Raw genomic sequence first — 26,612 nt, 5'->3', positions numbered from 1 at the left:
GATCAGTCAACTTTGGCGGCGGTGACGATCGTCTTGGCCGGTTTGGCCGAGGCGGTCTTGGCCGGGGCGGCGGTCTTGGCCGGCTTCGACTGGGAGGACGCCTTGTCGGCCTTCTTGCCTTGGACGGGAGCCTTCTTGGAAACCTGCGCCACCTTGACGGCGCCGTCATCCTCGAGCAGTTCGGCGACGGCGACACCGCAGGGAGGAGCCTCGCCGATCTGCCCCGCCACGTCATTCGACAGGTACTTGGTGAGTTCCCCGTCGCTCATGCCGATCGCCTGATCGACCCGGTCGCTGTGCGACTGGCAGAACACCGGCGGCGTCAGCAGCGCCGCGCGCTGGGCGATCTCGTTGGCCAGCACCGTCCGGAAATCATCGAACTTGCGGGTCGGGTTGGCCTTGTCGGTCTGGCGGAAGTGACCGATCAGGGTCTTTTCCCAACCCATCAGCTTGACGCGGTGCTTGGTCGTGAATTCCTGGTACTTCGCGAACAGCTTCCGTTCCTGCTGCACCGAATTGCAGGTCAGGCCGATCACCATCAACTCGGTGTGGAGGCGCATGGCCTGCTCGGCGTCGTATTCCGCCGGGGAGTAGCAGACCGATTTGGCCCAAGCCGAGGACGACGCCGCCAGCACGCAAGCGGCGGTGGCGGCCGTGATGGCCCGGCGCAGGGTTTGGCGCGACGAAGTCTCGGGAGAGGTGGCACTGCTCATGGGAAACGGCCCTGTCGAAATTCCGGATGGGGTTGCTGTCGCGAAAGCGTTACCGATTTCGGCGCACTCTGCCTGATCATGCGTTGACATACAACGAACACCCGCCGCTTTTTTTTCGCGGTGGGGAAGCTGGCCCGATCGGGTAAGCTCCGCCGACATGTCCATCAACCACTTGATCCGCTGGTCTTCTTCTCAATGATCCGTATTGGCATCGATCTCGGGGGCACCAAAGTCGAGGGAATCGCCATCGACCGCAACGGCCGGGAACTGGCCCGTCTGCGAATTGGCACTCCCCGTGACAATTATGCAGCAACCTTGGACGCGCTGGCCGGTCTCGTGGCGTGGCTGGAGGATGAGTGCGGCGCGCGCGGCAGCGTCGGCGTCGGCATCCCCGGCGTCGTCGTCCCGACGACCGGACTGGTCAGGAAGGCCAATTCCACGTGGCTGATCGGGCATCATTTGGGAGACGATCTCGCCCGGATGGTGGATCGCCCGGTTCGGGTCCAGAACGACGCCAATTGCTTCGCCGTGTCGGAGGCGGCCGATGGCGCGGGCGCCGGCTTCGGCACCGTGTTCGGCGCCATCATCGGGACGGGAACCGGCGCCGGCATCGTGATAGACGGCAAGCCGCTGAGCGGCCGCAACGCCATCGCCGGCGAATGGGGCCACACCTCGCTGCCATGGCTTGGCGGTGATGAACATCCGGGCCCGACCTGCTACTGCGGCCGTCCCGGCTGCATCGAGACGTGGGTTTCCGGCCCCGGCTTCGCGGCCGACCACGAGCGGGTGACCGGTGAGCGGCTGTCCGCCTTGGAAATCGCGGCCAAGGCCCGCACCGGCGATCCAAACGCGGTCGCCAGCCTGGAGCGCTACGCCGACCGTTTGGCGCGGGGCCTGACGATGGTCATCGACGTGCTCGACCCCGACGTGATCGTGCTGGGCGGTGGCATGTCCAACATCGCGGCCCTGTATGGGATGCTGCCGCCGTTGATCGACCGCTGGTGCGTCGCCGACACCGTCGAGACGACCATCGTCCCGGCCCGCCACGGTGATTCGAGTGGTGTGCGCGGTGCCGCGTGGCTCTGGGGCGCCGACGGGGAACCGTCGCTTTGAGGCTTGCGCCGGGTCCGGCGCGGTGCGAGAACCGCCTCGCCGGAAGGCCAAGCCCGCCTCGTACAAGTCCAATCGTGAAAATCCAGGGGAACAGCATCGATGTCCATCCAGCGTTTCAAGATCGGCCCGCGCATGTGTCAGGTGGTCGTTCACAATGACACGGTGTATCTGGCGGGTCAGGTCGCCGAGGACACCACCGCCGACGCGCAGGGCCAGACCGAGCAGATCCTGAAGGAGATCGACGAGTTGCTGGCCCTCGTCGGGACCGACAAGGGCAAGCTGCTGTCGGCGACCGTCTATCTCAGCGACATGGCGCATTTCGGCGCGCTGAACGCCGCTTGGGAAGCGTGGGTCGATCCCGCCAACCCGCCGGTCCGCGCCACGGTCGAGGCCAAGCTGGCCGCTCCGAAGTATCAGGTGGAGATCGCGGTCATCGCCGCGAAGTAACGCTTCGGTGGCGTCCCGGCCCCGTTCCTCAAGGGGGTGGGCCGGGATAGCCCCACATACGCTCGGCCGGAAAGATGTCGAAGTGGACGGCCCGGCTGGCGGGACAGTTGGCCAGGCCCACGTCCAGGCTGCGGCCCCGGAGGACGACGTCCAGCCGCGCCGATGGCGCGCCCGCCCTGATCTCGGCGGCGGCGGTCAGCAGGTCGGACGCCAGCGCCGCGGCCTCGTTCCACAAAGCGTCCAAATCGCCCGCCACCCACTTCCCGGTGACGGGATGGCGAAAGCCGTCGAAGGCGAACAACGCCTCGGGATGCCTCTCTCTCCGGGTCGGATAGAACAGGCACAGGAACGCGCGCAGCCGCCCCCCGCTCAGGCGATTGAGGGCAGCCACCGCCGCCGTCGCGTTTTCCGACGCGAACAGGCGGGTCAGCGTCATATGAACGTCGTGGAACCGCCGGCAATAGCGGCCGACATCCCCGTCGATACGCCAAACCGCGCGCAGGCTCCGCGCGAGGAGATCGAGGCAGGCGCGGTTGGTGGGGCCATTGGCCCGCACCGCGTCCATCGCCCCGAAGTCGCCGAGGTCCATGCCGCGCCGGCGCAGCATGAGCAGGTCCAGCCACGATTCGACCAGCCGATGCCGCGCCTGTGACTCGGTGCGCCTGACCGGATCATCGTCGTAGTACTGGCCGGACACGGCGTAGACCCAGGGGTGGAAGACGATATCCAGGGCCATGTGGGTCAGGAAACCACAGACGAAGGCGAACTTGGCATCGTCGCCGGTTCCGGCCAGCTGTTCCAGCATGTCGCGGATCGGAGCGCCGGTATCCTCCCCCGCGCCGCCATGGATGACATCGCCCCAAGGTCGGTGATCGCGATCGAGCAAAGGCACAGTCACCTGATAGAACAAGGTGTCGGGTGCCATCGAGCCGAAATGGAATGACGCCCTGTCGCCGGCGAGACTGTCGGCCAATCCGGACTGACCCGCGCTCCGGAGCCTTTGCGAGACCGAGTCGGCGAACAGGATATGGGTCAGTTCCTTCGGCACCGGATGCCTCCTCCGGTATGGCTAGCCGGAACCGGAGCGGTCGGCGGTTTGTTCACCTGTCGAGTTCTTCTTCCTGTTGAACACCGGACGGATCGGGGACGGGCCATGAACTTCGACGTGAGCGGCATCGAACTGAACTGGAGCAAGTACAAAGAGCTCGCGGTCGAGAAATGGCACCGAATTCCACGAGCGAGGCTTGACGACCTTCAAGGAACAGCCGAAACCCTGATCGCCGACTTGGCCGAGGCGGTGGCGGACACCTACGCCATGAGCCGCGAACAGGCGCACCGTGATGTCGCCGACTGGGTCAGGGACGCCTCGGCGAAACTCGGAGCGGCGGGAGAGCGCGCCGCCCGCGCCCGAGCCGAGGCGGCGGCGTCTCTCCGAAACTTGGCACCGGTCAGCCCGGCAGCCGCCAAGGCGGAAGCGCCCGCGAGCCCACCGGGCCGTCCGGACCCGTCGCAGGGCGGTCGCGTCCGGCGTGTCGAGCGGCGGGATCGCAACCATTCCGGCCTGTTGATGCTGCTCGCCGTCGGCACTGGTATTCTGATTGGGCGGATGTTGTCGAAGCGCCGCTGAGCGGCGGATCACCGCCGCCACCCAGCGACCGCCTCGTCAGCCTTCCAGCGGCAGCGGCACGAAGCGCAACTCTCCGCCGCGGCTCAACAGCATCAGCACGTTCTTGCGGCCGGCCTCGCGGGCCTTGTCGATCCGCGAGGTGACGTCGTCCGGGCTCTTCACGGGCTCCTGCCCGACCTCGACGATGACGTCGCCCGGCGCGATCCCCTGCCCCGCTGCGGGACTGTCCTGTGCGGAGTCGGTCACGACCACCCCTTCGACGGTGTCAGGGATGCTGAAGGCCTGACGCACTGTCGCGTCCAGGGGAGCCAGGGTCATGCCCAGGGTCTCGGTCGTTTCGGGAGCGTTTCCGCCATCGCCGCCGGTCGTCGGCTCGTTGGTCGTGGCGGCGGCCTGCTGCGCCGCGTCCATGTCACCGACCGTGACCTTGATGGTCTGGTTCTCGCCGGCGCGCTGGATGACGACATCGGCCTGCTGGCCGATCGGCGTGTCGGCGACCAGACGCGGCAACTGGCGCATGGCGTCGACATCCTGCCCGTTGAACTTCAGGATGACGTCGCCCTGCTTGATGCCGGCCTTCTCGGCGGGCCCGCCGCCGGTGACGGTCGTGACCAAGGCGCCCCGCGGTTCCGGCAGTTGCAGGCTCTCGGCGATCTCGGGCGTGACGCCCTGGATCTGGACGCCGAGCCAGCCGCGGCGAGGCTTGCCATGGTCCCGGATCTGGTCGAGAACGGGGCTCGCCAGGGATGACGGCACGGCGAAGCCGATGCCGATGCTGCCGCCGGTCGGCGAGAAGATCGCGGTGTTGATGCCGATCACCTCTCCCGCCATGTTGAACAGCGGTCCGCCCGAATTGCCGCGGTTGATCGAGGCGTCGGTCTGCAGGAATTCGTCGTAGGGACCCTGGTTGATGTCACGGGCGCGGGCCGACAGGATGCCGGTGGTGACGGTGCCGCCCAAGCCGAACGGGTTGCCGATCGCCATCACCCAGTCGCCGATCCGCATCTTGTTCGAGTCGCCCCAACGCGCCGCCGGCAGCGGCTTGTCGGTCTTGATCCTGAGCAGCGCCAAGTCGGTCAGCGGATCGTTGCCCACCAGTTCCGCGTCCAGCACCGTGTCGTCGTGGAGCGTCACCTGGATCTGATCGGCGTCGGCGACGACGTGGTTGTTCGTCACGACCAGACCGCTGGAGTCGATGATGAAGCCGGAGCCCAGCGCGGTGACCGGCCGCGGCGACGGTTGCTGCTCGCGGAACTGGCGGAAGAACTCCTCGAATGGCGATCCCGGCGGAAACTCCGGAACGTCTGGACCACCCGGCCCACCGGGGCCGCGCGGACCGCCGGGACCCGGGCCTTGGCCGGGACCGCGGCCCGGAGGAGCGCCCGGCAAGGTGGGGCCACCCTGCCCCCGCGTTTGTGTCGTGGAGATGTTCACGACTGTCTTTATCTGTTCCTCCGCGAGATCGGCGAAGCCGGGCGGCCCGCTCTGCGCCGATGCCGGCACCGGCGAGCCGAGACCGGCTGCGCCGATGAACACGGCAAGCGGCAATGCCAGCAGCCGTCGACCGACTCCGGCACGGTGCTGGCGATGGTGAGACGGGATCATGAACGGTCCTCCGAAAGCAGCTGGGCGAAACAAGGCGGCGGTAGAAATCGTGACCTCCGCCTCGCTCGCGAAACAGGCGGTTTGGTCAGATTGGAAAATTGGGTGCCCCATGGCGACGGAACACCCCAAATCAACACGGCACGCATGATGCTCGTTGCGTCATCGACTTAAAGGAAGCATAAACACGGCGACATCAGGGCGCCAACGCCGAGACAAAACCATGCGCGATCCCCCGCGCGCGACGCGACCCAAGGGCGCCAGCCCCTCCCCGGCGGCTCAAATTTGGTTGGAAAGTTGGCGGAAAAACGCCATCAGCAAGACTTTCATGAACGACGAGCCGCGAAGTATTACTTTAGGCTGTAATGAAAGAACCTTTTCAATAAATGAATAAGCCATTATCCGGATCGTGATGGCGGGAATCTTCGTGCAACTCGACTGGGGACGCCGGATCTCCCGGTGGCTACTCCCGGATTGTCACGAGTCGCGCGGAGACGTTCCCAAGCCGCGAAACACGCGTTTCGCTGCTCGCGTCGTCTTGAAAACGTCCGATTCGCGGTACGTGAAATCAACAAACTCCGAATATCGCTTCATTCAATCAGCCGAACTTCTCGGTTTCCGCGATATCACGCCGCAAAAATTCGCCATAGCGCCGATAATTCTCCTGTACGTTTGAAAACGGTGCTGGTAATTTGAGGGCGAATACCCAATATTGTTATCAAGAGACCACATCTCAACCGCTGTCATGCGTAAACGTAGCTGCCCTCTGGGAGGACGCCGCGCTGTTTGCGCACATTTCTCCGAGCAAAGTCACCGAACCAATGACGCAATCTTCCCTCTGGCAACCGAGCGATATCATGAGCGCTGAAGCCGGCAATGAGCCGGAGGCGCCCAAGCGGCGCGGCCGAATTCCACAGTCGGCTTGGCCGCACATCCTGGAGCGGCACCGGGCGGGCGCGACATTGTCCGCGATCGCACGGGAGTTCGACTGCACCCCCAGCGCCATCTCCTACATAGTTCGCAAGGCCGAGGCTTCGGGTATGGAACCGGCGTCCTCCCAGCCAAGCTTGGCCGACGGCGGTCAGGTCGAGGCGGGCGGTGGCGGGACGGAGACCGTGGCCGAGCCGGAGACAGCCTCCACGTCCAGTCCAGCGGAAGCGACCGCGGAGCCAAGCCTTTCGGAAGCGTCCGCTTCGGAGTCCCAACAACCGGACGAAGTCGCCCCCGAGGCATCGACGCCCGAGCCCAGCCCGGTGGTGGATCGTCCCGCCGTTCAGCGTCCGATCGCCGCGGAGCAACCCGCCACTCCGCCCATCGATCCGATCGAGTCGCGGCCGCTGGTCCGACGGCACGCCAATTCGGAGGGAAGAACCCAGCTGCGTGCGTCGGATATTGGCCGGAGCGCGCCGTCCACGCCGCAACCCTCTCCGGTCGAAAGCCGTCCGGCCCCTACCCCGGCCGCGGCACCGACACCGGTCCAAGCCGCTCCCGCTGCGGAAGCTCCGCGTCCAGCCACGCCGTCGGGCAGGGCGGAACCGGCCCCCCCGGTCGATGCCGTCGAGGGCAGGCTGCGCGATACGGCCCGGTCCTGCTTGGTCGCCTATCGTGGTTGGAAACAGGCACCGGGCGAAGGCAGCATTCAGACGTTGCATGATGCGGTTCACGAATTGCGCAAGGCACTCGCCCGCATCGAAATCGACATGTCGGCCAGCCGTCGTGACGAACAGGTGAATCGCCCGATTCCGATCCCGGCGCACCGGGCCGCGCGCCGTCCTCGCTGACGACGGTTTCGCTGCACGGAGTATTCGATAATTTGAAAAGGAGGGGCAATACTTCCTCTCCCGCTTGAATTACCAGATGCCATCGATGTTAGTGAAGAATATAGCGCGGTTTGATCAAGCCGATGACAAGGTAGACACCTTGGCATCGGCTTTTTTCGTATCGACCGCCGCGATCACTTGGCTGATTCAGCTCAGCGCAGACCCAGCACGTGCCCAACCACGGTCCAGCCATACAATGTGGTGATGAGACCAGCGAAGCCCACGAACTCCGTGAGAAACTTGGGAACCGACATCGTATCCTCCCTTTCAGGTGATCCAGCGATCGCCGGCTTGGCGATATCGGAATACTGAAAGAACAGAGGTGGAACATCAAGCAAAATGTTCTGCCTATGTTCCGTTTTTACGGTTGCATCTCGATCGCGTCCGGGAAAGCAGGGCTCAGTGGCGGGCGAGCGGGTGGGAACTTTCATCGACCCCCGGACGTTCTGACCTACATCGACAAACCAACGTTGGAGAATCAAGTGGGGCGGAACATCTTTTACATCATCGGCGTGATTGTCGTCGTGATCGCGGTTCTCTCGCTCGTTGGTCTGCGCTGAGCGCTGGACGCCAAGACTGACGGGAATTCTTGGGGACTTGCCGATGCGGCGCGTGGCCCACACGTCCGCGCGCCGCATCGGCGCGTTCCTATCCCGCCGATTTGCCCATCCACCCAGTTTCCCCCCACCCAGGTCAGCAGCCCGCGTTCTCGAAAATCAGATCTCGCAACGCGCGCCCGGCCCGCGTGACATAGCGCTCGCCATGCCTCAGCGCGAAGAATTGACGTTTTGGCAAGTCGATGCCGACGGCGACCAACGTCCCGGCCTTCAATGACCCCGCCACCACCAATCGGGAAATAACGGTCACGCCGGCGCCCGCCTCGACCGCCGCACGCACCGCCTCATTCGACGGAAGCTCCAACGCGATGTTTAGATCTCGCGGCTGGACACCCAGGTTTGGGAGAGCGGCTTCGAAAATCGATCTGGTCCCGGAACCCGCCTCTCGCGAGATCCACCGCGCGGTTTTCAAGTCGTGGGCAGGTTTCAAATCAAATGACGGCATCGCCCAGGGGTGTCCAGGAGGCACCACCAGCGCCAGTTCGTCCTCCGCCACGGGTTCGACCACGAGGGCGGCGTCATCGACGGTTCCCTCCACGAATCCGATATCGGCGTCCCCCCGATGGATCGACGCCGTCACCGTCTCGGTATTGCCGATCGACAGCCTTACCGTGATGCCGGGATGGCGCGTCTGGAAACGGTGGATCACCGGAGGCAGCCAGTAATTCGCGACGGTTTGACTGGCCGCCAGCGAAAGCGAACCTCGTTTCAGGCCGGCGAGATCGTCGAGCACCAGTTCAGCCGCCGCCGCCCTCGCGAGCACCGCCCTCGCCTCTCCCAGGAATAAGCGGCCAGCTTCGGTCAGCACGATGCCGCGCCCCATTCGGTCGAACAACTTGGTGGCGTGCCTTTCCTCCAGTGCCGCGATGGCGGCGCTCGTGGCCGATTGGGTCAAATTCAGGTCGCGCGCCGCCCGCGTGACGTGCTCCCGCTCCGCGACCGCCACGAAGATGCGCAGCTGTTCGAGTGTCATGGCATTCCGGTCAAGTGTGTTCCGGTCACATAGTCGTCATGACCAATAGCAGGCTGAAGCCGGCGATGAAGAGAAAAGCGCAGAACCCGAGGATCAGAGGACGGACGCCCTTGGCCCGCAGTTTGGCGATGTCCGTCTCCAGCCCCATGGCGGCCAGGGCCATCGACAGCAGGAATGTGGTCGCCGGGACGATTCCCTGGCGGATCCCCTCCGGAATGGTGATGACACTGTTGACCGCGACCAGCGCCACGAAACCCAGCACGAACCACGGCATCGGCATCTTCGGCTGGACACCATCCGCTCCGCGCCGGCGCGCCCGTCTGGTCGCCAGGAAGCCCAGTGTCATCACGACGGGCGCCAACAGCATCACACGGGTGAGCTTTGCGACCGTCCCGAACTCGCCCGACGCCGCGCCGTTCTGAAAAGCCGCGGCGACGACTTGCGCGATCTCATGGATCGACGCGCCCGCCCACAAGCCATAGCCCTGGGAACCGAGTCCCAGCGGCCCCGCCAGCAGCGGATAGCCGAACATGGCGATGGAGCCGAACACGGTAACGCAGGCGACCGCGTAGGCCACATCCTCGTCGGGCGCACGGGTCACTGTGTTGGTGGCGACCACCGCCGAGGCACCGCAGATGGAGGTGCCGGCCGCGATCAACTCCGTCAGGCCGCGATCGACTCCCAGCCGCCGCCCCAGCCAAGTCGTGAACAGGAACGTGGCACCGAGCGTCGCCACGATCACCGCCACTCCCGTGGCGCCGACCTCCGCCACCTGAGCCGCCGTCAATTGCAGCCCGAGTAGAACTATGGCGAAACGAAGCAGCGTCCTCATCGAGAACACGACACCGGCTCTCGCCGCCGCCGGCGTGCCCACCAGGTTGTGAAAACCGATGCCGATCAGGATCGCCAGGATCATCGGGCTGAAGTGGCCCAAGCCGGGCAACTCCCGGAGCGCCATTCCGAATCCAGCGATCGCCGCCGCCAGGATCATTCCCGGCCAGACGCCTAGCCGATGCGGCACCGGATGCGACACTGGTTGTGGGATGGGGAAATGGCTGACGACGGTTCGGGCGGTCATGATCAAGCTCCCTCCAATTCGAGCCCATCATCACACTGGAGGATCAATCGATCTAACGCATTGTACAGGTGATAACGATCGTTAAAATCGATTGATCGGTTTCAAAACGCGATTATTCTTTGGCGATGTCTTTGAAGTTGTCTTGATCAACTTACAATGAATTGTCGGACCGCGCCCCACCTCAAGCATCTTCTACGTGTAGGTCGGGTAAAGCGAAGCGGCACCCGACAGCGAATCGTCTGCTTGTCGGGTGCCGCTTCGCTTTACCCGACCTACGATGCCTGTGAATTTTTAAACATTCAGCGATTTGATCACTGCCAATGACTTTCGCGTGGATCGGGGCGCTTGTCGGCCACAGGCGGCCGAAGGGATCTCGCTCGACCCGCCATCACTCTCGCGCCGTCATCGACCGCACCTTGGCGAGCAGCGAGTCCATGGCGACCGGCTTGCTGATCAGAGCGGTGTCGCCATTTCCCGGACCGGTCTCTCCCATCCCGGCGCCATGGGAGTAGCCGGTCAGGAACAGCACCTTCAATCCCGGCCGGAGCACCCGCGCCATGTCGGCCAACCTTCGCCCGTCGATGCCGGGAAGGCCGACATCGGTGATCAGCAGGTCGATCGGCGCCGAACTCTCCAGGATGCGCAAGGCGCCTTGGGCCTCCGCCGCCTCGACCACGGTGAAGCCCTGTTCCTCCAACGTTTCCACCAACACCATGGCGACGATCATCTCGTCCTCGACCACCAGGATGGCCGATCCGCGATCGGGCATGTCCCGAGGGCCGGCCTCCCGCATCGTGGCCGGTCCCGCGCCATCGGCCGGCACCGCGACCCGCGTATCGAGGTGGCGTGGCAGGAGAAGCGTCACGCTGGTGCCCTTCCCGACTTCGCTGTCGATCCTGGCGTGACCACCCGACTGTTTGGCGAATCCATAGAGCTGGCTCAACCCCAACCCGGTTCCCTGCCCCAGCGGCTTAGTCGTGAAGAACGGCTCGAACGCCCGTTCCAGCACGTCGGGCGGCATGCCCAATCCCCTGTCGGTCACGGCCAGCGTCACGTATTCACCGCGTTCCATCCCAAGTCCGGCGGCCTCGGCCTCACCCAGATCGGTGTTCGAGGTCTCGATCGTCAACCGCCCGCCATCGGGCATCGCGTCGCGGGCGTTGATCGCCAAGTTTAGAAGCACGCTCTCGACCTGATTGGCATCGGCCCAGGTGTGCCAAAGACCCTCGGCTGGGATCAACTCGATCCGGATCGACTCTCCGACCGAACGTCGGACAAGATCCGCCATGCCGGCGACCAGGACGTTCAGGTCGAGAACATCGGGATTGAGCGGCTGGCGGCGGGAGAACGCCAGCAGGCGCTGGGTGAGCGTCGCCGCCCTCTCGACCGAGACGCGCGCGGCGCGGCTGAACTGGGCGATATCCGTCCGGCCCGCCTCCAGGCGCCGTTCGACCGCCTCCAGGCTGCCGCCGATCCCTTGGAGCAGGTTGTTGAAGTCATGGGCCACGCCGCCGGTCAGCTGCCCGAGCGCCTCCATCTTCTGCGCCTGCCGAAGTTGCTCCTCCGCGACGCGCAAAGCCTGCGTCGCGGCCTTCTCGGCGGTGACATCGCGGCCGACGCCATGGAATTCCAAGCCGTTGGGATCGGCGGAAAGCAGCCAGGCGATCCACCGCCACGATCCATCCGCCGCCAACACCCGGTTCTCGAAACGGACCGGGCGACCCCCGACGCGGAGCGCGTCCAGACTAGCCAGGGCCGTCGGCAGATCATCCGGGTGGATGAGATCGCCATAGGGCCGCGTGAGCAGCGCGGCCTCGCCATGGCCCAGCAGCCGGGCCCACGAGGGGCTGACCCTCAACAGTTCGCCCTTGAAGTTGGCGACCACCAGCAGATCCTCGCTGAGTTCCCACAGGCGGTCGCGCTCCCGCGTGCGCTCGACGACGCGGTCCTCCAGCGTCTCGTTGAGGTTCCATAGATCCTCCTCGGCCTGGGCCTGCTCGATCGCGGCCGAGGCGAGTTGCGCCAGTTGGACGAGCATCGCCTCGTCCTCGGCGTCGAAATCACCGCCATCGGCCTTGTCGGAGATCTGGACGACGCCGAGATTGCTGCCCTTGCTCGATACCAGCGGAACCGCCAGCCAGCCGCGCAGCGGCGGATGTCCCTTGACACTGTCCCCAAAGTTCCGCCACCGGGGATGGGCTTCCAGTTCGGACTGCGTCAAGCGCAACGGCCGATTGGTCTCGCACACCAGGGCGTAGATTCCCGAACCATCGGTCGGCTCCGAGAAACCCCGCCACCGTTCATAGCGGTCCGAAAACGAAAAGCGGTGTATCGCCTGTCGCCAGTTCGGACCGCGCGTCAGGCTGACGGCAGCCTGATGGGCGCCGATGACCTCGCGCGCGGCCGACGCGATCTCGTCGAGGGTCGCATCGACCGTCGCCGCCGCGGTCACCGCGAGGGACGCGCTGGCGAGAGCCTGAAGCTGTTCGGCGCGGCGGTGCTGCTGCTCGACATCCACCAGTACGGTGACCGCGGCGACGATCCGGCCGGTGGCGTCGCGCACCGGCGAACTGCTCACCTCGAAGCGCCGCTTTTCCTTTCCGTCCCTGCCGCCCCGGCGGTACATCGTTGGCTCGCGCTCGACGAACTCACCCCGCAAGGCCGCCCGAACGGCGGCATATTCGGGAATTTTGTAGCTCGTCCCATCGGGATGGACAGCGCCGTAGCTTTCGTAGCGCTCGAAGTCGCCGCCAAGCTCGCCATGGCCGATCAGTTCCTTGGCCTTGTCGTTCAAGGTCGCGGCGCGGCCGGTATCGGCCATGGTGATGGAGATGCCGATCGGCGCGCGCTGGATCAGCGTGTCCAGGAACTCACGCTCCATCCGCACCCGCGCCTCGCTCTCCCGCAACGCCTCCTGGGTCCGTCGACGCTCGGTGACATCCCGGAAATACACGGACAGGCCGCCATTGGCGGTGGGATGTATATCGACTTCGACCCAATGTCCAAGGATCGGCGACATGGTCTCGCACCTGATCTGGACACCGTCGCGCATCGCCGCCTGATGCGCTTCGTAAGCCTCGCCGCCGACGGCTTGGGGGAACTCGTCCCAATAGACCTTCCCGTTCAAGTCCCCGCGCGCCCGACCCCACCACTCCTCGGCCTTGCGGTTGACATAGGTGAAGCGCCAAGCGTCGTCGACGGCGTAGAAGGCGTCGCTGATGCTCTCCAGGATCTCCAGGTTCCGCCGATGGGAGGCGCGCATCCCCTCCTCGGCCTTGCTCCGCTCGATGGCCACCCCCAGCAGGTTGGCGAAGCCCTGCATGAAGGCGATATCGTCCTCCTCGAACTTGCCAGGGTCCGTGCTGTCGACCTCCAGGACGCCGAAAGGCGAATTGGCGTCGCCGTCCCGGATGACGACGTTGATCGCGCGGCGAACGCCGTGGTCGGCCAGCAGGCGCGGCGTGCGGAAGCGCGTTTCTCCCGCCAGATGGTTGGAAATGACGGGAAGACCCGTCTTCAGGGCGAAGCCGGCGGGTGACTCGAGATCCGCGCCGACCATGGCCCGGCCGACCAGTCCGGCCGCCCAGCCAACGCCCGCCCTGACCAGCAACTGATCGGCCATCGGTTGCCACTCCAGCACCTTGCACAGCTTGGTCGCCATGCCCTCGGCGCAGAGTTCGGTCGCGCGCTGAAGCAACTCGTCGAAATCACGGCAGCGCAGCGCGTGAAGTCCGAATTCGGCAAGCAGGCGCTGCTGCCTCAGCCGATAGGCTAACTCGTTCTCACGCAGGGTGGACTGTGTCACAGGCATTCGCTCGGGGAAATTACTTGTCGCTTCAGCGGAACTTTCCGATACCATCATGGGTTTCAGAAACGGTGCCCTGGATCATATGGATCGGAACGACGACTCTCACGTCGGTTGGAATCCGGAGCTTCAGGCAACCAATACCGTGAGTCAGCCCAAGATTACCACTACGCATTTGGGACTTGTTTCAAGGTTTGGTTTGGAGGCCAGTTCGGAGATTGAAATGCCGATCCTGAAGCCGACGGAGATACCGGATAATCATTCGGCTGAGATCCATTTCACAGCTAACCGGAGCGGCATGGACGATAAGCACCGTTCGCTTTGTTGGAAATCGTGAACCATAGTCGAGCAAGTAGGGTGGGGAGATGGCACAGTACAATCTCGAGGACATCCTGAACCAAGGAATCCCGGATGACCTGCTCATGGATATCGCCTACCACTGGGAAGCCAACGACAACAAGATGACGGGTACCGTCCCGTCCGATCATGACAACCTGGGAAACCTGACGGAGAACCTGCCTGAGTGGCGCGTATTGGCTTGTTCGGCCGAAGTCTCATGAGGTCTTAGGCATCGGCGACATGCGAACCATGACAGTGATCCTGGCCAGTCTCGCGATGCTCACCCTGGCACCGTTGACAGGATGCGTGCAGTCCGACGAGGAGTATTTGGCCGAGTCACGAAAATCCGGTCTGACGCAGGATGTGAGGGATCGGCAGTCGCGTCGCTCGTCCTACGACTTCGAGCGGTTCTCCCGCGAACAGGAGGACGCAGCGCGCGACCGGTGATCTCGGTTGGTTGCCCGTGGTACGGTCCCACGAGAGGCGTTGGAACTATGCGATCGATTTGAGACGGCCGGTCAGGCGGAGACCATCGCGGATGTTCAGGCCGATCAGTCCCAGGTTCAAGGTCCCAGCCATGACCTCGACCGCCTGCACCAGCAGGAACATCTCGTCGAAATCGCCCGCCGCCGCCTTCCAGTGCAGATAGAGCGCCGCCGGCACCAGCAGCAGCAAGCCATTGCCGGCGACGATCCGCATCCGCCGGAACTTCCGCCCCGCCAGCCCCTTCGGTGCCCGGCCCGCCAGATGGAAACCGGAAGCCCCGGTCAGGGCCAAGGCGGGGATCAAAAGGAACAGACCCTTGACGATCGCCGCCTTGACCTCCGCGACCGCCGCCACGTCGCCGGACAGTTCCACGACGATGGTCGACACCATGAAAGCGGCGATGGTCAGGAAGCCAATCAGTCCGGCCGCCGCGTGAAGTGCCCGCCATCCCGTGCGCTGGACCATGATCCCGACTCCCTCGGCTTTATGGATGATCTACTTATAGCCCGAGGTCGGACAGGCCGGGGTGGTCGTCGGGACGACGGCCCAGCGGCCAGCGGAACTTGCGGTCCTCCTCCTTGATCGGATGCTCGTTGATGCTGGCGTGGCGGTGGCGCATCAGTCCGTCCGGCGCGAATTCCCAGTTCTCGTTGCCGTGGGCCCGGAACCAGGTACCGCTGTCGTCATGGTATTCATAGGCAAAACGGACCGCGATCCGGTCGCCGGTGAAGGCCCAAAGCTCCTTGATCAGCCTATAGTCCAGCTCCTTGGCCCATTTCCGCTCCAGGAACGCCTGGGCCTCGGCCCTGCTTCGCGGGAACTCGACGCGGTTGCGCCACACGGTGTCCTCGGTGTAGGCGAGCGCGACCTTGGCGGGATCGCGGCTGTTCCAGCCATCCTCGGCGAGGCGGACCTTTTCACGGGCGCTGCCCTCGGTGAAGGGAGGCAGGGGAGGACGGGACATGGCGAACTCCTGTCTTGGCTTCCCGATCATGGATCGGCGATTGGAGGTAATGGATCATCGCGGTTTTCTCAACGCCAGCATTCTTGGGATCATAGATCCAGGGTCAGCTTGTCGCCGCCGCCGGCGGATTGGTCGGCTGGGACGCCGCTGCAGATCAGGGCTACGTCCTCCGTGACCTTGGCTTGGATCGGGTGTTCGTAGGTGACTTTCCCTGACAGGATCTTGGTGGCGCAGGTGCCGCAGCTTCCGGAACGGCAACTGAAGTCCGGCGTCAGGCCGGCCGACTCGGCGAGATCGAGAAGCGCGCCGGTTCCCGGCTCCCAAAGCGCTTCCTTGCCCGACCGGGCGAAGACCACCGGCACGGCCTTCTTCGATGGGGCCATCGGTTCCACCGCCGGCCCGTCACCTGTTCTCGCCAAGGACGCCGGCCCGAAGGCCTCCGCGTGGATGCGGTCGTCCGGTGTGCCGATGGCGCGCAGACCGTCATACAGGTCCCGCATGAACGCCGGCGGGCCGCACATGAGGAAATCGTAGCCATCCAAGGGCAGGACCGCCCGCAGCAGGTCCAGGGTAATCCGCCCCGCCACGTCGTAGTCGCGCCGCTCCACGGCACCGGTGGGGTCGCCGAGCACGCGGATCAGGCGAATGGCACCGTCCGACCGTTCGACCAGTTCGGCGATCTCGCGGTCGAACGCCCGTTCGGCGAGGGTGCGTGCCGAGACGAACAGCCAGGTCGGACGGATTCGCCGGGTGCGCAGGCCCTCGTGGACCAGATGGCGCGCCATGGCCAGCACGGGCGTGATGCCGATGCCCGCCGCCAGCAGGACGGCGGGACGCCGTTCGGCGGCGTCGATCGTGAAGCCACCCGCCGGAGCCCGCGCTTCGATGATGTCGCCGACCGAGAGGCGGTCGTGGAGATGCCGGGAGACCAGCCCCTCGCGCTTGACGCTGATCCGGTAATACCCGTCGGAGGGCGCGGTCGACAGGGTGTAGGTGCGAATGACTGGCTCGGCGTGCCCGTCCGGCAGCACGCGGATCGGGAGATGCTGGCCCGCCAAATGGGGAATGATGCCGTTGCCATCCGCCGGCTCGAGATGGAAGGAGCGGATCACGCCGCTTTCGTCAACGAGCTTCGCGATCCGGAAGGGGCGCCAGCGCGAGCCCAGCGCCGCGGCGGCCAACCTTGACCGCGCCTCATCCCAATCGCCGGTCATCAGGCTGTTGGGCGACCAGCCGTCCGACCGCATCTTCCCCCTCAGGGCCAGAGCTCCGGGCCGGAGGACGGCCTTGCGGGGCCTGAAGGTCCAGAGCCGTTCGGCACCCTGGAACGCCGCGATCTCATCCGACTCGAGGATCACCTCGGCGTCGCCCGTCAGATGCAGCAGGTCGCCGGTCTCGAAGTCGGGAAAGACCAGTCCAGCCCTGGGGTTGAGCACGAAATTGCCGAGCGTGTTGAACTGCAGGTTTCCCGCGAAATCGGGGATCGTCAGCGACCCATCCTCATTGACGCGGACGAAGCCGGCCTTGCCGCCACGGTGGGAGGCGTCGACATGGCGACCGGCGGCGTCGTCCATGTGGGAGGAGACGAAGAAACTATCCGCCGCCACGATCAGCCGGCGGGCACGATCATCCAGCCCTTCGGTGACGATGGCGTCGGGCGGAGCGTCGGTGTCGCCGGGGTCGCGGACGAAGGTGCTGTCGCGCTTCTGGATGTATTGCGGACAGTTGCCGAAGGACTGCTCGACCCGGACATCGAACCCGTCGGGGCGGCTGCCGAAGATCCGGCCGTTCAAGCGGTTGCGGCGCCGGGTGGGAAGTTCGATGCCAAGCAGCCCGATCGCGTCGCCGTCCTCCAGATCTGCCAGGGCGGGATCGTGCCTGTCGCGCGGAGCCTTGACGGACAGCGTCCAGGGATCCGGGCTGCTCATGAACCCGGGTCTGCCGGCCAGCAGGGTAACCCAGCCATCGCCGGAGGGATCGACCGAACCCAGGACCACGAATGGCAATTGCCGAAAGAAGGCGCGGTGCTGATCTGGCATGTGATCCCGGATCGCCCTGCCCTGCGGCGCGACCCGTTCGGCGACGCCGAGCAGGCGCTGTAGGCGCATCTCGCCGGGGTGGAAGGGTGATGGCTCCGCGGCTGGATCGATCGACATATTGGAGTCCCCCTTGAGGGTTGGCCGGGCTTTTTGGCGGCCCGGCGGCGATTAGGCGTTCAGGCCAACCGGGGTCCGGGCGAATTCGACGAAGCCGGGAAGCGCCTCGATCCGCCGGAGCCAGGCGTTGACATTGGCGTAGGGGTTCAAGTCGACATTGCCCTCGGGCGCCCGCGCCACATAGCTGTAGAGCGCCACGTCCGCGATGGTCGGCCGCTCGGCGGCGATCCAATCGCGACCCTCCAACTCGGCGTCGATCAGCTTGAGGACGCCATGCGCCCGGGCGATCACCTCTTCCGGGTTGAAGCCGGCGTTGAAGATGGTGACCAGGCGGGCGGCGGCCGGGCCGAAGGCGATCTGGCCGGCGGCGACCGAAAGCCAGCGCTGGACCTTGGCGGCGCCCAGCGCGTCCTCCGGAAGCCAGTCGCCGCGGCCGTGCTTCTTGGCGGCGTAGACCATGATCGCGTTGGAATCGGCGACGATGACGCCGTCGTCATCCAGCAGCGGAACCTGACCGAAGCGATCGAGCGCCAGATATTCGGGCGACTTGTGCGCTCCCTTCGCCAAGTCGACCTCGACGATCTCGGCGTCGACGCCAATCAGCGACAGGAAGAGCCTGGCGCGGTGCGCGTGACCGGAAAGGTGGTGGGAATAGAGTTTCATGTGACGGCTCCCAGGGTGTCCAACGCCGGGTCTTTCCGGCACGCAAACCTTGCCGTGGATCACGCGTCGGAAGAAGCGGCGTAGTCCTCAATTCAGCATTCCACAAAATGGAATAAAGACCTGCGGTGGGCCACCAGCACGTCTATGCTGACGAGGTTCATGACTTTTGGGGACGGAGGAGAATGGATCGCCACCACGCCATGAAAGTGCTGGTGCGTATCGCCGACACGGGTGGGTTCGCCGAGGCGGCGCGACAGCTGCACATGAGTCCGCCGGCCGTCACGCGCGCCGTGGCGGCACTGGAGGACCTGATCGGCGCGCGGCTGCTGATCCGCACCACGCGCTCCGTCAAACTGACCGAGGCGGGGCATCGCTATGTCGAGGACTGCCGCCGCATCTTGGCGGCGATCGAGCAGGCGGAGGCCTCCGCCGCCGGATCGTTCGCCAAGCCGACGGGCGGACTGACGGTCACCGCGTCGGTCCAGTTCGGCCAGATGCACATCATGCCAATCATGATGGATTTCCTGGAAACCTATCCCGAGGTGACGGGCACGGTGCTGTTGCTGGATCGGGTCACCAATTTGGTGGATGAGGGCATCGATGTCGCGATCAGGATCGGGCACCTGCCGGATTCGACCCACCGGGCGACCAGGGTCGGATCGGTGCGCCGGGTGATCTGCGGCGCGCCCGCCTATTTGGAACGCCACGGGGTCCCGGAACACCCGACCGAGCTTGCCAGACACCGTCTCATCGCGGTGACCAGCGCTTGGCCATCGCTCGATTGGCGCTTTGGCCCGGGGGGAAAGATCGTCGCCCACGTCAAGCCGGCTTTGTTCTGCAATTCGAACGCGGCGGGGATCGGCGCGGCGCGCGCCGGATGGGGCCTCGCCCGCGTCCTGTCCTACATGATAGCACCGGATCTGCTCGACGGCAGCCTCCGCACCGTGCTGGGCGAGTTCGAGGAGGAGCCGCTGCCGATCCACGTTGTTCATCCCGAGGGGCGCAACGCGTCGGCCAAGGTGCAGGCGTTCGTTGACTTCGCGGCGGCGCGGCTGCGCGCGAACCGGGTGATCACCTGAGACGGACGTGGTTGATCAACGCGCGCAGTTTGGGCGCCATGTTGCGGTTCTGGGGAAAGTAGAGGAAGAAGCCCGGGAAGGGTGGCAGGAAGTCTTCCAGGAGTGGCACCAGTTCACCGCTCTCCAGGTGGGGCCGGAAGTTCTCCTCAAGCGCGAAGGTGATTCCGCCCCCGGCCAGCGCGGTGCGCAGCATCAGGCGCAGGTCGTTGGTGGTGATCTGGGGCTCGACCGCCACGTCGAAGGGAACGCCGTTCTCCACGAATTCCCAGCGGTGCGGCGCCGCGCGCGGTGCCGGACGCCAGCCGATGCAGCGATGATGGACAAGATCCCTCGGATGGGCCGGAGCACCATGGGCCGCGAGATAGGCCGGGGTCGCGACGGCCACCTCGCGTTGGTCGCCGGTCACGGCAACCGCGATCATGTCCTGCTCGATCACCTCACCCAGCCTGACACCCGCGTCGTATCCGGCCGCGACGATGTCGAACTCCTCATCGGTGACCGTGACATCGATCGTCACGCCGGGATGCGCCGCCGCGAAGGAGGCGATGAGGGGGCCCGAGAGGAACCGCTCGGCGATCGAGGTGACCGCGACGCGCAGGAGCCCGCGCGGCGCCCTCTCCCCGGCCACGTTGTCAAGCGCTTGGCCGATATCCGAGAGGGGTTGGGACAGGGCTTCGCGCAGGCGTTCGCCCGCCTCGGTCAGGCGCACCGACCGCGTCGTCCGCACCACCAGCGCCGTCCCGAAGGCATCCTCCAGCCGCCGCATTCCCTGGCTCACGGCTGAGCGGGTCACGCCCAACCGGTCGGCCGCCGGGCGGAAACCCTGCTCCTCCGCCACGGCCAGGAAGAGGGGCAGTAAGTTGAGGTCGATCCTCATTGGTTAGCATCCCTAACCAGTCAGTCAAGGATCGAACGGATACCAGCGACCGGGATGGGCGTCCATCTCCCCGTCATCAACCAGATGGGAAACGGAACATGGACAAGGTCATCCTGATCACCGGCGCCTCCAGCGGAATCGGCGAAGGCATGGCGCGGGAGCTTGGCGGTGCCGGCGCGAAGGTGCTGCTGGGCGCGCGCCGCCTTGATCGCGTCGAGGCCATCGCCGATGAGATCGTCGCCGCGGGCGGAACGGCCGTGGCCCGAGTGCTGGACGTGACCGATCGCCAGTCCATGGCGGCGTTCGCCCAAGCCGCGCTGGAGACCTGGGGCCGCATCGACGTCCTGGTGAACAACGCGGGCGTCATGCCGCTCTCGCCGCTCTCCGCCGGCAAGCTGGACGAATGGGAGCGCATGGTGGACGTCAACATCAAGGGCGTGCTTTGGGGCATCGGCGCCGTACTGCCGATCATGGAGGCGCAGGGCGGCGGCCAGATCATCAATATTGGCTCGATCGGCGCGTTGTCGGTCGTTCCGACCGCCGCCGTCTATTGCGCGACCAAATTCGCGGTCCGGGCGATCTCCGATGGCCTGCGCCAGGAAAGCACGAACATCCGTGTCACCTGCGTCAATCCCGGTGTCGTGGAAAGCGAACTCGCCTCGACCATCACCCATGAGGACACCATGGCGGTGATGGACGCCTATCGGGCCATAGCCCTCCAGCCCGCCGACATCGCGCGCGCCGTCCGGCATCTGATCGAAGCGCCGCCGAACGTGGACACCAGCGAGATCACCATCCGGCCGACCGCCTCAAGCAATTGACCAAGAGTAACCGACCCATGAACGAGAGGAGAGATCCCATGACAATCGCGCTTCCGGTCAACCGCCTCGCGGCTCGCGGCCGCGCGCTGCTGGTCGTCCTGTCCCTCACCTTCCTCCCTGCCACCGGGGCCGTCTGGGCCAACACCCCCGCGCACGTCGTCGACGTCGAGGCGCGGAACGAAGCCACCGTGCGGGAGGCCTTCGGACGGTGGGTAGGGGGCGGCAACGTCTTCGAGGACCTGCTGGCACCCGATGTGGTCTGGACGATCCACGGCTCCGGTCCGATCGCCGGCACCTACCGCGGCATCAAGGATGTCGTCAACCGCGCCGCGGGCCCGCTGGTCAGCCGTCTCGCGACGCCAATCATACCGGACGTGCATCACATCTGGGCCGCGGGAGACAGGGTCATCATCAGATTCGACGCCTACGCCACCACGACCTCTGGAGGAACCTACCAAAACCAGTTCGTCTGGATCCTCCAGATGGACGGCGGTTCGGCCGTCGGGGTCGAGGCCTTTCTCGATCTCGTCGAATATCAGCGCGTCGTCGACAACAATCCGCCGCGCCAGCCCTAGGCGGCCGTGACACATCCTGGACAAGGAGGAGTTCGACCATGCGACGCGCCTTCGCGACCGTCATCGCCCTAACGCTTCTGATTCCATCCGGACATGCCGAGGAAACGCCAATGGAAACCACTCACCCCTATGTCGGCCTGTGGGTCACGGAGGACGGGCGGATCCGCCACGAGTTGCTGTCGAACGGCCGCTATGTCGAGGCGCGTGGGACACGCGAGCGCGCCTATGAGGGACGCTACGAGGTGACCGGCAATCATATCGAATACTGGGACGATACGGGCTTCACCGCCGATGGCGACTTCATCGACGGTGTCCTGCACCACGCCGGCATGATCCTTTATCGGCGGTAACGGTCCGAATCCATCCACCGCCCATTTCACGGCGGGAGCTTCGTGGGCGGGACCGCTATCATGATCGATCCGCGACCACCAGACCGGTCGCATGGGCGGCGAAGGCCCATAGGTCGGCGTACAGGTTGATGAGCTTGTCGCGCGAGAGGCCGGCACCGTGGCCCGCCCGCGTCTCGACACGGACGAGTCGCGGTTTGGGTCCGAGATCCGCGGCCTGTAGCGCGGCGACATACTTGAACGTATGACTTGGGACGACGCGGTCGTCGGTATCGGCCGTGGTGGCGAGGATCGCCGGGTAATCGGCTCCCTGGCGGATGTTGTGGTAAGGCGAGTAGCCCAGCAGGGAGGTGAAATGGCGCTCCTCGTCCGGGCTGCCGAAATCCGATATCCACAGGGTTCCGCCGCTGAAGCGGTGATAGCGAAGCATGTCCATCACCCCCACGCCCGGCAACGCGGCGGCGAACAGGTCGGGACGCTGGTTGGTGACCGCGCCGACCAGCAGGCCGCCATTGGACTCGCCCTGGATCGCCAGACCGTCCGCCGAGGCGATCCCTTCCCGCTTGAGGAACTCGCCGGCGGCGATGAAGTCGTCGAACGCGTTCCGCCGGCCTTCGAACTGGCCGGCGGTGTGCCAAGCCCGGCCATACTCGCCGCCGCCCCTGATGTTCGCGACGGCGACCACGCCGCCCTGTTCGATCCAGGCCATGTTCAGGGGATTGTAGACCGGAACCATGCTGATCCCGAAGCCGCCATAGCCGTACAGAAGGGTTGGCGCCGGGCCCGCGACGTCACGCCGCCGGACGATGAAGATCGGGATGCGGGTGCCATCCCGCGACGGGTGGAAGCGTTGCTCCACCGAGAGCTGGTCGGGATCGACGGCGACCTGGGGCTTCGCCCAAACCGCGTGGCTGTTGGACGCCACGTCGTACCGGTGGATGGTGACCGGCGTGTCGTAACTGGTGAAAACGAAGAAGACCTCGCTGTCCTCGCCGTCGCCCGTGAAGCCGCCGGCGGTTCCGATGCCGGGGAGTTCCACGACGCCGTCGGGCGTGCCGTCGGGCTTGAAGCGGCGGACGGCGGTCTTGGCGTCCACCAGATATGTGGCGAGCAAGCGATCGCCGCATAGGGCGGCGCTGGTGAGCACGGCGTCGTCCTCGGGCACGATCTCGACGGGCGTCGCCTCCGGTTCGGTGAGGTCGAGCGTGACGATCCTGCGCCGTTCCGCGTCCTGGCTGGTCAACAGGACGAGCACATCCCCTTCGTTGCCAATCAGCGACCACTCCGCCTGGAAGTTCGCGATCAGCTGGCGCGGTGCCCAGTCGGCACTCGCCAAATCGATGACGGCCAGGGCGTTGACACCGACACCCGGCATCGAGTGGATGGCGAGAAAGCGGCCGTCGTCGGTGCGCGCGACCAAGTGTAGGACATGGGGGTGCTCCGGATCCGAATAGACGAGCTGGTCTTCGGATTGGGACGTGCCCAGGGCGTGAAAATAGACGGCGTGATTGGCGACGCTCGACGTGTTGGTCTCCCCGCCCGCCGGCTCCGGATAGCGCGAATAAAAGAAGCCTGACCCGTCGCGCGCCCAGGCGATTTGCATGAAACGCGCCCATCGCACCTCATCGTCCCGGATCCCGCCCGTATCGACATCGAGCACCCTGATCGTCCGCCAATCCGTGCCGCCGGTCTGAACGGCAAAGGCAACCAGCGTGCCGTCATCCGACGGTACCCACTCCGCCAGCGCGTCGGCATTGTCGTCGGACCAGCCGTTGGGGTCGATCAAGACGCGATCCTCCCCGCCGCCGTCGTCGCCACCCCGCATCACGAGCTTCGGCTGGTTGTCCCTCCCGGATTGCCGGGTGAAGAAGTACCGTCCGCCGCGCTTGATCGGGATGCCGAACCGCTCGTGGTCGAGCATGGCGGCTAGCCTTTTCCGGAGAATGTCCCGGCCGGGCAGACCCGTCAAATAGGCCTGTGTCACCTCGTTCTGCGCCGCGACCCAGTCGGCCACTTGGTGGTCGTCGCGGGCATCTTTTTCCAGCCAGCGATAGGGGTCGACGATCCTATGGCCGAAATGCTCCTCCACGACGTCGATACGGTGGGTTTGGGGATAGGCTGTCTTGGACATGCTCGCCTGCGGTGTTGTTTACGCGAGGGTCGAAATGGTGGGTATGGTAAACGGAGAGGCCTCGGGAGCCGCCGTCAGGACGGAAGACGAAGCTCCGTCCATCCAGCCGGCTCTCCGATCCCGCATGTCGATGTCAGACCTGAGCCAAGCCGCCGTCGACGAAAACCTCGCCACCAGTCATGAAGCTGCTGTCATCGGACGCCAGGAAGGCGGCGACCGCGGCCGTTTCGGCGGGATCGGCCATGCGCCCGAGCGGCGTGGAGGCGCCGATGGCGTTCATGCCTTCCTCGCCCACCACCTCCAACGCCAGTTCCGTCCGTGTCGGGCCCGGCGAAAGCACGTTGACGCGGATGCCCGTGCCGCCGAGATCGAGCGCCCAGCTTCGGGCGAAGTTGCGGATCGCGGCCTTCGAGGCGCTGTAGACGCTGAACTTGGGCGTCCCCATCACTCCCGTCGTCGACCCGGTGAGGATGATGGACCCGCCGGCGCGCATCAGCGGCAGCCCCTTCTGCACCGTGAAGAGCGTCCCTTTCACATTGCTATCGAAGGTGCGATCGTACTCCTCGGCCGTGATCTCGCCCAAGGCCGCCAGGTCACCGGTCCCGGCATTGGCGAACAGGATGTCGAGGGTGCCGCGCTCGCTCTTGACGGCGTCGAACAGCCGATCGAGATCGCCCATCTCGGTGACCGAGCCCCGCACCGCCCGCGCCTTCGGGCCGAGCTTGGCCACGGCCCTGTCGAGCGCATCCTGCCGCCGGCCGAAGATGAAGACGAACGCGCCTTCCTCGATGAAGCGCTTGGCGGTGGCGAAGCCGATCCCGCTGGCTCCACCGGTGACCACCGCCGTCTTGTTTTCCAGTCTGTTCATGTCTCGTCTCCTTGATGACATGGCCTAGAGCTGGCAGAGCACACACCTGTTGACAAGTATGCACCTTTTGGTAAGTATAGAATTATGAAAACGCCCGATCCCATTCCCGGTTTCACCTGCGGCTTGGACGCCACGCTCCGAGTGATCTCAGGCAAGTGGAAGCCGCTCATCGTGTACTTCCTGCTGCAAGGGCCGAACCGGTACGGCGAGTTGAAGCGGTCGGTCCGCGGCGTCAGCGACAAGATGCTGATCCAGCAGCTGAAAGAGCTGGAGGCCGACGAGATCGTGAAGCGGACCGACTACAAGGAAGTGCCGCCGCGGGTCGACTACACGCTCACCCCCCTTGGCCGCAGCCTCGCCGAAGCCCTCGCCCCGCTCTGCGTTTGGGGTACGGACAATATGGACGAGGTCGCGCGCGTCTACGCCCAGCGGGATGGCTGGCGGCGTGCGCGGGATTGAGCGCGGAGCTTTGGGTGAGCACTTGTCCAGTGGCGCATGACCGATGCACTTAAGCGATTACCGCTCAACACCGGGGCTCTGATCAATACTCCCGACACTGGGGCGAAAATCCGATCAACCACTTCATGTGAAAGTGTGACTGTGATTCCAAGGCGTTATAGGAGCCTTGGAGGTGACATTGAGGAGCTTGTTCTGGCTGGACAATGCCGCATGGCCGGTGATCGAACCGCACCTTCCGAAGAACCAGCCCGGTGCCCGCCGGGTTGATGACCGCCGCATCATCAGCGGCATCATTCACGTACCGAAGAGCGGATGCCGATGGAAGGATTTTCGCCGCGTCGCCAACCGCTACGACAAACTCGCCAGAAACCACGAGGCAAACCTCGCCATCGCAACCATTGTGGCATACTGTCTATGATTGAGTGTGGACCCTGGGAGTGCTTAGCTTTTCAGCGAGCCGACAAGGTTATTATAGCAATGGAACGACTTTACCTTGCCGTCCCTGAGGTGCCACACATCGCAGCACGGCACATCGAACTTTCTACCCGTGGCGCGGAGGATACCGCCGGGAAGGGGAAGATCACCCCCATGGGTGCCTTGCAGCTTGAGCTCGACCACGACCACATCGTCAGAGGTGGAGTAGAAGCTCAGCAACTCACGATGCATGTCGGGGTAGGCTGAGATTAGCCCCGTGACTGGTTCACGAACCTCTTGACCGATCCATTTCTGTCCTGACGACATGTCAAGAAAGTATCCATCGTCCGCGAAAAGAGAAACAAACCTGTCTGCATTGAGGCTCGTCGCCTCAGCGACCAGGTATAGTTCTCTGATAACCGCTTCGTTCGTCGGCAGCACAGGCGCCTGCGCGTGTGCCCGCTGCACTAGAGGCATTGCCGCGAGCGTGCCGAGGCCGGTCAAGATCGAGCGCCGATGGAAAACAGCCATGTAATTCCCCTTGGTTCCTCCGCGCTGAAGCGCAGCACGCTCCAACATTTATAGTCCCGTGATTAGTGAGTCCAGTACTTACCCTTTGGTAAGCACCACAGATCAGA

At 65.0% G+C, this 26,612-nt stretch carries 26 protein-coding genes and 1 pseudogene; 12 read left to right on the top strand and 15 right to left on the bottom strand.

All coding sequences use genetic code 11. The features are described from left to right. Positions 1-2: 2 nt before the first annotated feature. On the bottom strand, positions 3-713 hold the full coding sequence (locus N825_RS03245) for a hypothetical protein (protein ID WP_037446951.1): 711 nt from the start codon (positions 711-713) through the stop codon (positions 3-5). A gap of 195 nt (positions 714-908) precedes the next feature. Here N825_RS03245 and N825_RS03240 point away from each other — a divergent pair, with 195 nt between their 5' ends. Together N825_RS03240 and N825_RS03235 are read left to right on the top strand one after the other, a co-directional pair. Continuing rightward, on the top strand, positions 909-1,826 hold the full coding sequence (locus N825_RS03240) for an ROK family protein (protein ID WP_037446948.1): 918 nt from the start codon (positions 909-911) through the stop codon (positions 1,824-1,826). Between the two features lie 99 nt (positions 1,827-1,925). Further along, on the top strand, positions 1,926-2,273 hold the full coding sequence (locus tag N825_RS03235) for a RidA family protein (RefSeq protein WP_037446945.1): 348 nt from the start codon (positions 1,926-1,928) through the stop codon (positions 2,271-2,273). 28 nt (positions 2,274-2,301) lie between these two features. Here N825_RS03235 and N825_RS03230 read toward each other — a convergent pair whose 3' ends face one another. Beyond that, positions 2,302-3,321, bottom strand: coding sequence for a zinc dependent phospholipase C family protein (locus N825_RS03230; protein WP_037446942.1), 1,020 nt, complete (start codon positions 3,319-3,321; stop codon positions 2,302-2,304). A gap of 105 nt (positions 3,322-3,426) precedes the next feature. Here N825_RS03230 and N825_RS03225 point away from each other — a divergent pair, with 105 nt between their 5' ends. Continuing rightward, positions 3,427-3,900 (top strand): CsbD family protein, encoded by a 474-nt coding sequence (locus N825_RS03225; RefSeq protein ID WP_037446940.1) that lies wholly within the window; start codon positions 3,427-3,429, stop codon positions 3,898-3,900. Between the two features lie 36 nt (positions 3,901-3,936). Here N825_RS03225 and N825_RS03220 read toward each other — a convergent pair whose 3' ends face one another. Beyond that, a complete protein-coding gene (locus tag N825_RS03220) occupies positions 3,937-5,505 on the bottom strand; it encodes a DegQ family serine endoprotease (RefSeq protein WP_037446937.1) in 1,569 nt (522 codons plus the stop codon). An 854-nt stretch (positions 5,506-6,359) separates the two neighbouring features. Between N825_RS03220 and N825_RS36145 the strand changes: the two genes are divergently transcribed. Beyond that, positions 6,360-7,283 carry a hypothetical protein gene (locus tag N825_RS36145; protein WP_051511477.1) on the top strand — a complete coding sequence of 308 codons (924 nt, stop codon included), beginning with the start codon at positions 6,360-6,362 and terminating at the stop codon, positions 7,281-7,283. Between the two features lie 191 nt (positions 7,284-7,474). Here N825_RS36145 and N825_RS38655 read toward each other — a convergent pair whose 3' ends face one another. The 4 genes from N825_RS38655 to N825_RS36140 form a co-directional block, all read right to left on the bottom strand. Then, the gene (locus tag N825_RS38655) at positions 7,475-7,960 is read right to left on the bottom strand and encodes a hypothetical protein (protein ID WP_157618950.1); all 486 of its coding nucleotides are present in this window, start codon (positions 7,958-7,960) and stop codon (positions 7,475-7,477) included. Between the two features lie 55 nt (positions 7,961-8,015). Beyond that, entirely contained in the window at positions 8,016-8,912 is an 897-nt protein-coding gene (locus N825_RS03205) for a LysR family transcriptional regulator (protein WP_037446932.1), read from the bottom strand. A 25-nt stretch (positions 8,913-8,937) separates the two neighbouring features. After that, positions 8,938-9,990, bottom strand: coding sequence for a YeiH family protein (locus tag N825_RS03200; RefSeq protein WP_037447679.1), 1,053 nt, complete (start codon positions 9,988-9,990; stop codon positions 8,938-8,940). A gap of 388 nt (positions 9,991-10,378) precedes the next feature. Continuing rightward, a complete protein-coding gene (locus tag N825_RS36140; RefSeq protein WP_211098373.1) occupies positions 10,379-13,795 on the bottom strand; it encodes a GAF domain-containing protein in 3,417 nt (1,138 codons plus the stop codon). Between the two features lie 365 nt (positions 13,796-14,160). Here N825_RS36140 and N825_RS03190 point away from each other — a divergent pair, with 365 nt between their 5' ends. Together N825_RS03190 and N825_RS03185 are read left to right on the top strand one after the other, a co-directional pair. After that, positions 14,161-14,355 carry a hypothetical protein gene (locus N825_RS03190; RefSeq protein WP_037446929.1) on the top strand — a complete coding sequence of 65 codons (195 nt, stop codon included), beginning with the start codon at positions 14,161-14,163 and terminating at the stop codon, positions 14,353-14,355. Positions 14,356-14,374: 19 nt separating this feature from the next. Continuing rightward, positions 14,375-14,581: a hypothetical protein gene (locus N825_RS03185; RefSeq protein ID WP_037446927.1), complete on the top strand. Its 207-nt coding sequence runs from the start codon at positions 14,375-14,377 to the stop codon at positions 14,579-14,581. Positions 14,582-14,626: 45 nt separating this feature from the next. Here the strand turns inward: N825_RS03185 and N825_RS03180 are convergent, their stop codons facing one another. From N825_RS03180 to N825_RS03165, 4 genes are all read right to left on the bottom strand, one after another. Continuing rightward, on the bottom strand, positions 14,627-15,085 hold the full coding sequence (locus tag N825_RS03180; RefSeq protein ID WP_037446923.1) for a hypothetical protein: 459 nt from the start codon (positions 15,083-15,085) through the stop codon (positions 14,627-14,629). 34 nt (positions 15,086-15,119) lie between these two features. Beyond that, the gene (locus tag N825_RS03175; RefSeq protein ID WP_037447674.1) at positions 15,120-15,584 is read right to left on the bottom strand and encodes a nuclear transport factor 2 family protein; all 465 of its coding nucleotides are present in this window, start codon (positions 15,582-15,584) and stop codon (positions 15,120-15,122) included. A gap of 89 nt (positions 15,585-15,673) precedes the next feature. Then, positions 15,674-17,740: a 2Fe-2S iron-sulfur cluster-binding protein gene (locus N825_RS03170; protein ID WP_037446920.1), complete on the bottom strand. Its 2,067-nt coding sequence runs from the start codon at positions 17,738-17,740 to the stop codon at positions 15,674-15,676. 51 nt (positions 17,741-17,791) lie between these two features. Then, positions 17,792-18,403, bottom strand: a complete 612-nt coding sequence (locus N825_RS03165) for a glutathione S-transferase family protein (protein ID WP_037446918.1) — start codon at positions 18,401-18,403, stop codon at positions 17,792-17,794. Positions 18,404-18,603: 200 nt separating this feature from the next. Between N825_RS03165 and N825_RS03160 the strand changes: the two genes are divergently transcribed. Next, a complete protein-coding gene (locus tag N825_RS03160) occupies positions 18,604-19,482 on the top strand; it encodes a LysR family transcriptional regulator (RefSeq protein WP_245612996.1) in 879 nt (292 codons plus the stop codon). On the opposite strand, the gene N825_RS03155 is transcribed toward N825_RS03160, so the two are convergent. Next, a complete protein-coding gene (locus N825_RS03155; protein WP_037446913.1) occupies positions 19,475-20,359 on the bottom strand; it encodes a LysR family transcriptional regulator in 885 nt (294 codons plus the stop codon). The genes N825_RS03160 and N825_RS03155 overlap by 8 nt on opposite strands. A 98-nt stretch (positions 20,360-20,457) precedes the next feature. Here N825_RS03155 and N825_RS03150 point away from each other — a divergent pair, with 98 nt between their 5' ends. The 3 genes from N825_RS03150 (at position 20,458) to N825_RS03140 (ending at position 22,105) form a co-directional block, all read left to right on the top strand. Beyond that, positions 20,458-21,180: an SDR family oxidoreductase gene (locus N825_RS03150; protein WP_037446910.1), complete on the top strand. Its 723-nt coding sequence runs from the start codon at positions 20,458-20,460 to the stop codon at positions 21,178-21,180. 38 nt (positions 21,181-21,218) lie between these two features. Beyond that, positions 21,219-21,755, top strand: coding sequence for a nuclear transport factor 2 family protein (locus tag N825_RS03145; protein WP_037446908.1), 537 nt, complete (start codon positions 21,219-21,221; stop codon positions 21,753-21,755). A gap of 110 nt (positions 21,756-21,865) precedes the next feature. Continuing rightward, a complete protein-coding gene (locus tag N825_RS03140) occupies positions 21,866-22,105 on the top strand; it encodes an Atu4866 domain-containing protein (RefSeq protein ID WP_245612995.1) in 240 nt (79 codons plus the stop codon). A 58-nt stretch (positions 22,106-22,163) separates the two neighbouring features. Here the strand turns inward: N825_RS03140 and N825_RS03135 are convergent, their stop codons facing one another. Together N825_RS03135 and N825_RS03130 are read right to left on the bottom strand one after the other, a co-directional pair. After that, positions 22,164-24,233 carry a prolyl oligopeptidase family serine peptidase gene (locus N825_RS03135; RefSeq protein WP_037446903.1) on the bottom strand — a complete coding sequence of 690 codons (2,070 nt, stop codon included), beginning with the start codon at positions 24,231-24,233 and terminating at the stop codon, positions 22,164-22,166. A 133-nt stretch (positions 24,234-24,366) separates the two neighbouring features. After that, entirely contained in the window at positions 24,367-25,101 is a 735-nt protein-coding gene (locus N825_RS03130; protein ID WP_037446900.1) for an SDR family NAD(P)-dependent oxidoreductase, read from the bottom strand. An 84-nt stretch (positions 25,102-25,185) separates the two neighbouring features. On the opposite strand from N825_RS03130, the gene N825_RS03125 reads away from it, so the two are divergent. Both N825_RS03125 and N825_RS40220 read left to right on the top strand, forming a co-directional pair. After that, positions 25,186-25,560, top strand: coding sequence for a winged helix-turn-helix transcriptional regulator (locus N825_RS03125; protein WP_037446897.1), 375 nt, complete (start codon positions 25,186-25,188; stop codon positions 25,558-25,560). A gap of 178 nt (positions 25,561-25,738) precedes the next feature. Next, positions 25,739-25,888, top strand: a pseudogene (locus N825_RS40220) (transposase); the annotation flags it as partial. 113 nt (positions 25,889-26,001) lie between these two features. On the opposite strand, the gene N825_RS03115 reads toward N825_RS40220, so the two are convergent. Beyond that, on the bottom strand, positions 26,002-26,505 hold the full coding sequence (locus N825_RS03115; RefSeq protein WP_198038160.1) for a nuclear transport factor 2 family protein: 504 nt from the start codon (positions 26,503-26,505) through the stop codon (positions 26,002-26,004). Positions 26,506-26,612: the final 107 nt, after the last annotated feature.

Origin of the sequence: Skermanella stibiiresistens SB22 (genome assembly GCF_000576635.1) — a bacterium.
Taxonomy (GTDB): domain Bacteria; phylum Pseudomonadota; class Alphaproteobacteria; order Azospirillales; family Azospirillaceae; genus Skermanella; species Skermanella stibiiresistens.
Note: the sequence above shows the minus strand (reverse complement) of the source record. Positions and strands in the feature narration are given on the sequence as shown.

Excerpts from the sequence above, each read along its gene's own strand:
- N825_RS03245 (WP_037446951.1), bottom strand. The coding sequence starts at position 713 with ATGAGCAGTGCCACCTCTCCCGAGACTTCGTCGCGCCAAACCCTGCGC.
- N825_RS03240 (WP_037446948.1), top strand. The coding sequence starts at position 909 with ATGATCCGTATTGGCATCGATCTCGGGGGCACCAAAGTCGAGGGAATC.
- N825_RS03235 (WP_037446945.1), top strand. The coding sequence starts at position 1,926 with ATGTCCATCCAGCGTTTCAAGATCGGCCCGCGCATGTGTCAGGTGGTC.
- N825_RS03225 (WP_037446940.1), top strand. The coding sequence starts at position 3,427 with ATGAACTTCGACGTGAGCGGCATCGAACTGAACTGGAGCAAGTACAAA.
- N825_RS03220 (WP_037446937.1), bottom strand. The coding sequence starts at position 5,505 with ATGATCCCGTCTCACCATCGCCAGCACCGTGCCGGAGTCGGTCGACGG.
- N825_RS36145 (WP_051511477.1), top strand. The coding sequence starts at position 6,360 with ATGAGCGCTGAAGCCGGCAATGAGCCGGAGGCGCCCAAGCGGCGCGGC.
- N825_RS38655 (WP_157618950.1), bottom strand. The coding sequence starts at position 7,960 with ATGCGGCGCGCGGACGTGTGGGCCACGCGCCGCATCGGCAAGTCCCCA.
- N825_RS03205 (WP_037446932.1), bottom strand. The coding sequence starts at position 8,912 with ATGACACTCGAACAGCTGCGCATCTTCGTGGCGGTCGCGGAGCGGGAG.
- N825_RS03200 (WP_037447679.1), bottom strand. The coding sequence starts at position 9,990 with ATGACCGCCCGAACCGTCGTCAGCCATTTCCCCATCCCACAACCAGTG.
- N825_RS03190 (WP_037446929.1), top strand. The coding sequence starts at position 14,161 with ATGGCACAGTACAATCTCGAGGACATCCTGAACCAAGGAATCCCGGAT.
- N825_RS03185 (WP_037446927.1), top strand. The coding sequence starts at position 14,375 with ATGCGAACCATGACAGTGATCCTGGCCAGTCTCGCGATGCTCACCCTG.
- N825_RS03180 (WP_037446923.1), bottom strand. The coding sequence starts at position 15,085 with ATGGTCCAGCGCACGGGATGGCGGGCACTTCACGCGGCGGCCGGACTG.
- N825_RS03175 (WP_037447674.1), bottom strand. The coding sequence starts at position 15,584 with ATGTCCCGTCCTCCCCTGCCTCCCTTCACCGAGGGCAGCGCCCGTGAA.
- N825_RS03170 (WP_037446920.1), bottom strand. The coding sequence starts at position 17,740 with ATGTCGATCGATCCAGCCGCGGAGCCATCACCCTTCCACCCCGGCGAG.
- N825_RS03165 (WP_037446918.1), bottom strand. The coding sequence starts at position 18,403 with ATGAAACTCTATTCCCACCACCTTTCCGGTCACGCGCACCGCGCCAGG.
- N825_RS03160 (WP_245612996.1), top strand. The coding sequence starts at position 18,604 with ATGAAAGTGCTGGTGCGTATCGCCGACACGGGTGGGTTCGCCGAGGCG.
- N825_RS03155 (WP_037446913.1), bottom strand. The coding sequence starts at position 20,359 with ATGAGGATCGACCTCAACTTACTGCCCCTCTTCCTGGCCGTGGCGGAG.
- N825_RS03150 (WP_037446910.1), top strand. The coding sequence starts at position 20,458 with ATGGACAAGGTCATCCTGATCACCGGCGCCTCCAGCGGAATCGGCGAA.
- N825_RS03145 (WP_037446908.1), top strand. The coding sequence starts at position 21,219 with ATGACAATCGCGCTTCCGGTCAACCGCCTCGCGGCTCGCGGCCGCGCG.
- N825_RS03140 (WP_245612995.1), top strand. The coding sequence starts at position 21,866 with ATGGAAACCACTCACCCCTATGTCGGCCTGTGGGTCACGGAGGACGGG.
- N825_RS03135 (WP_037446903.1), bottom strand. The coding sequence starts at position 24,233 with ATGTCCAAGACAGCCTATCCCCAAACCCACCGTATCGACGTCGTGGAG.
- N825_RS03130 (WP_037446900.1), bottom strand. The coding sequence starts at position 25,101 with ATGAACAGACTGGAAAACAAGACGGCGGTGGTCACCGGTGGAGCCAGC.
- N825_RS03125 (WP_037446897.1), top strand. The coding sequence starts at position 25,186 with ATGAAAACGCCCGATCCCATTCCCGGTTTCACCTGCGGCTTGGACGCC.
- N825_RS03115 (WP_198038160.1), bottom strand. The coding sequence starts at position 26,505 with ATGGCTGTTTTCCATCGGCGCTCGATCTTGACCGGCCTCGGCACGCTC.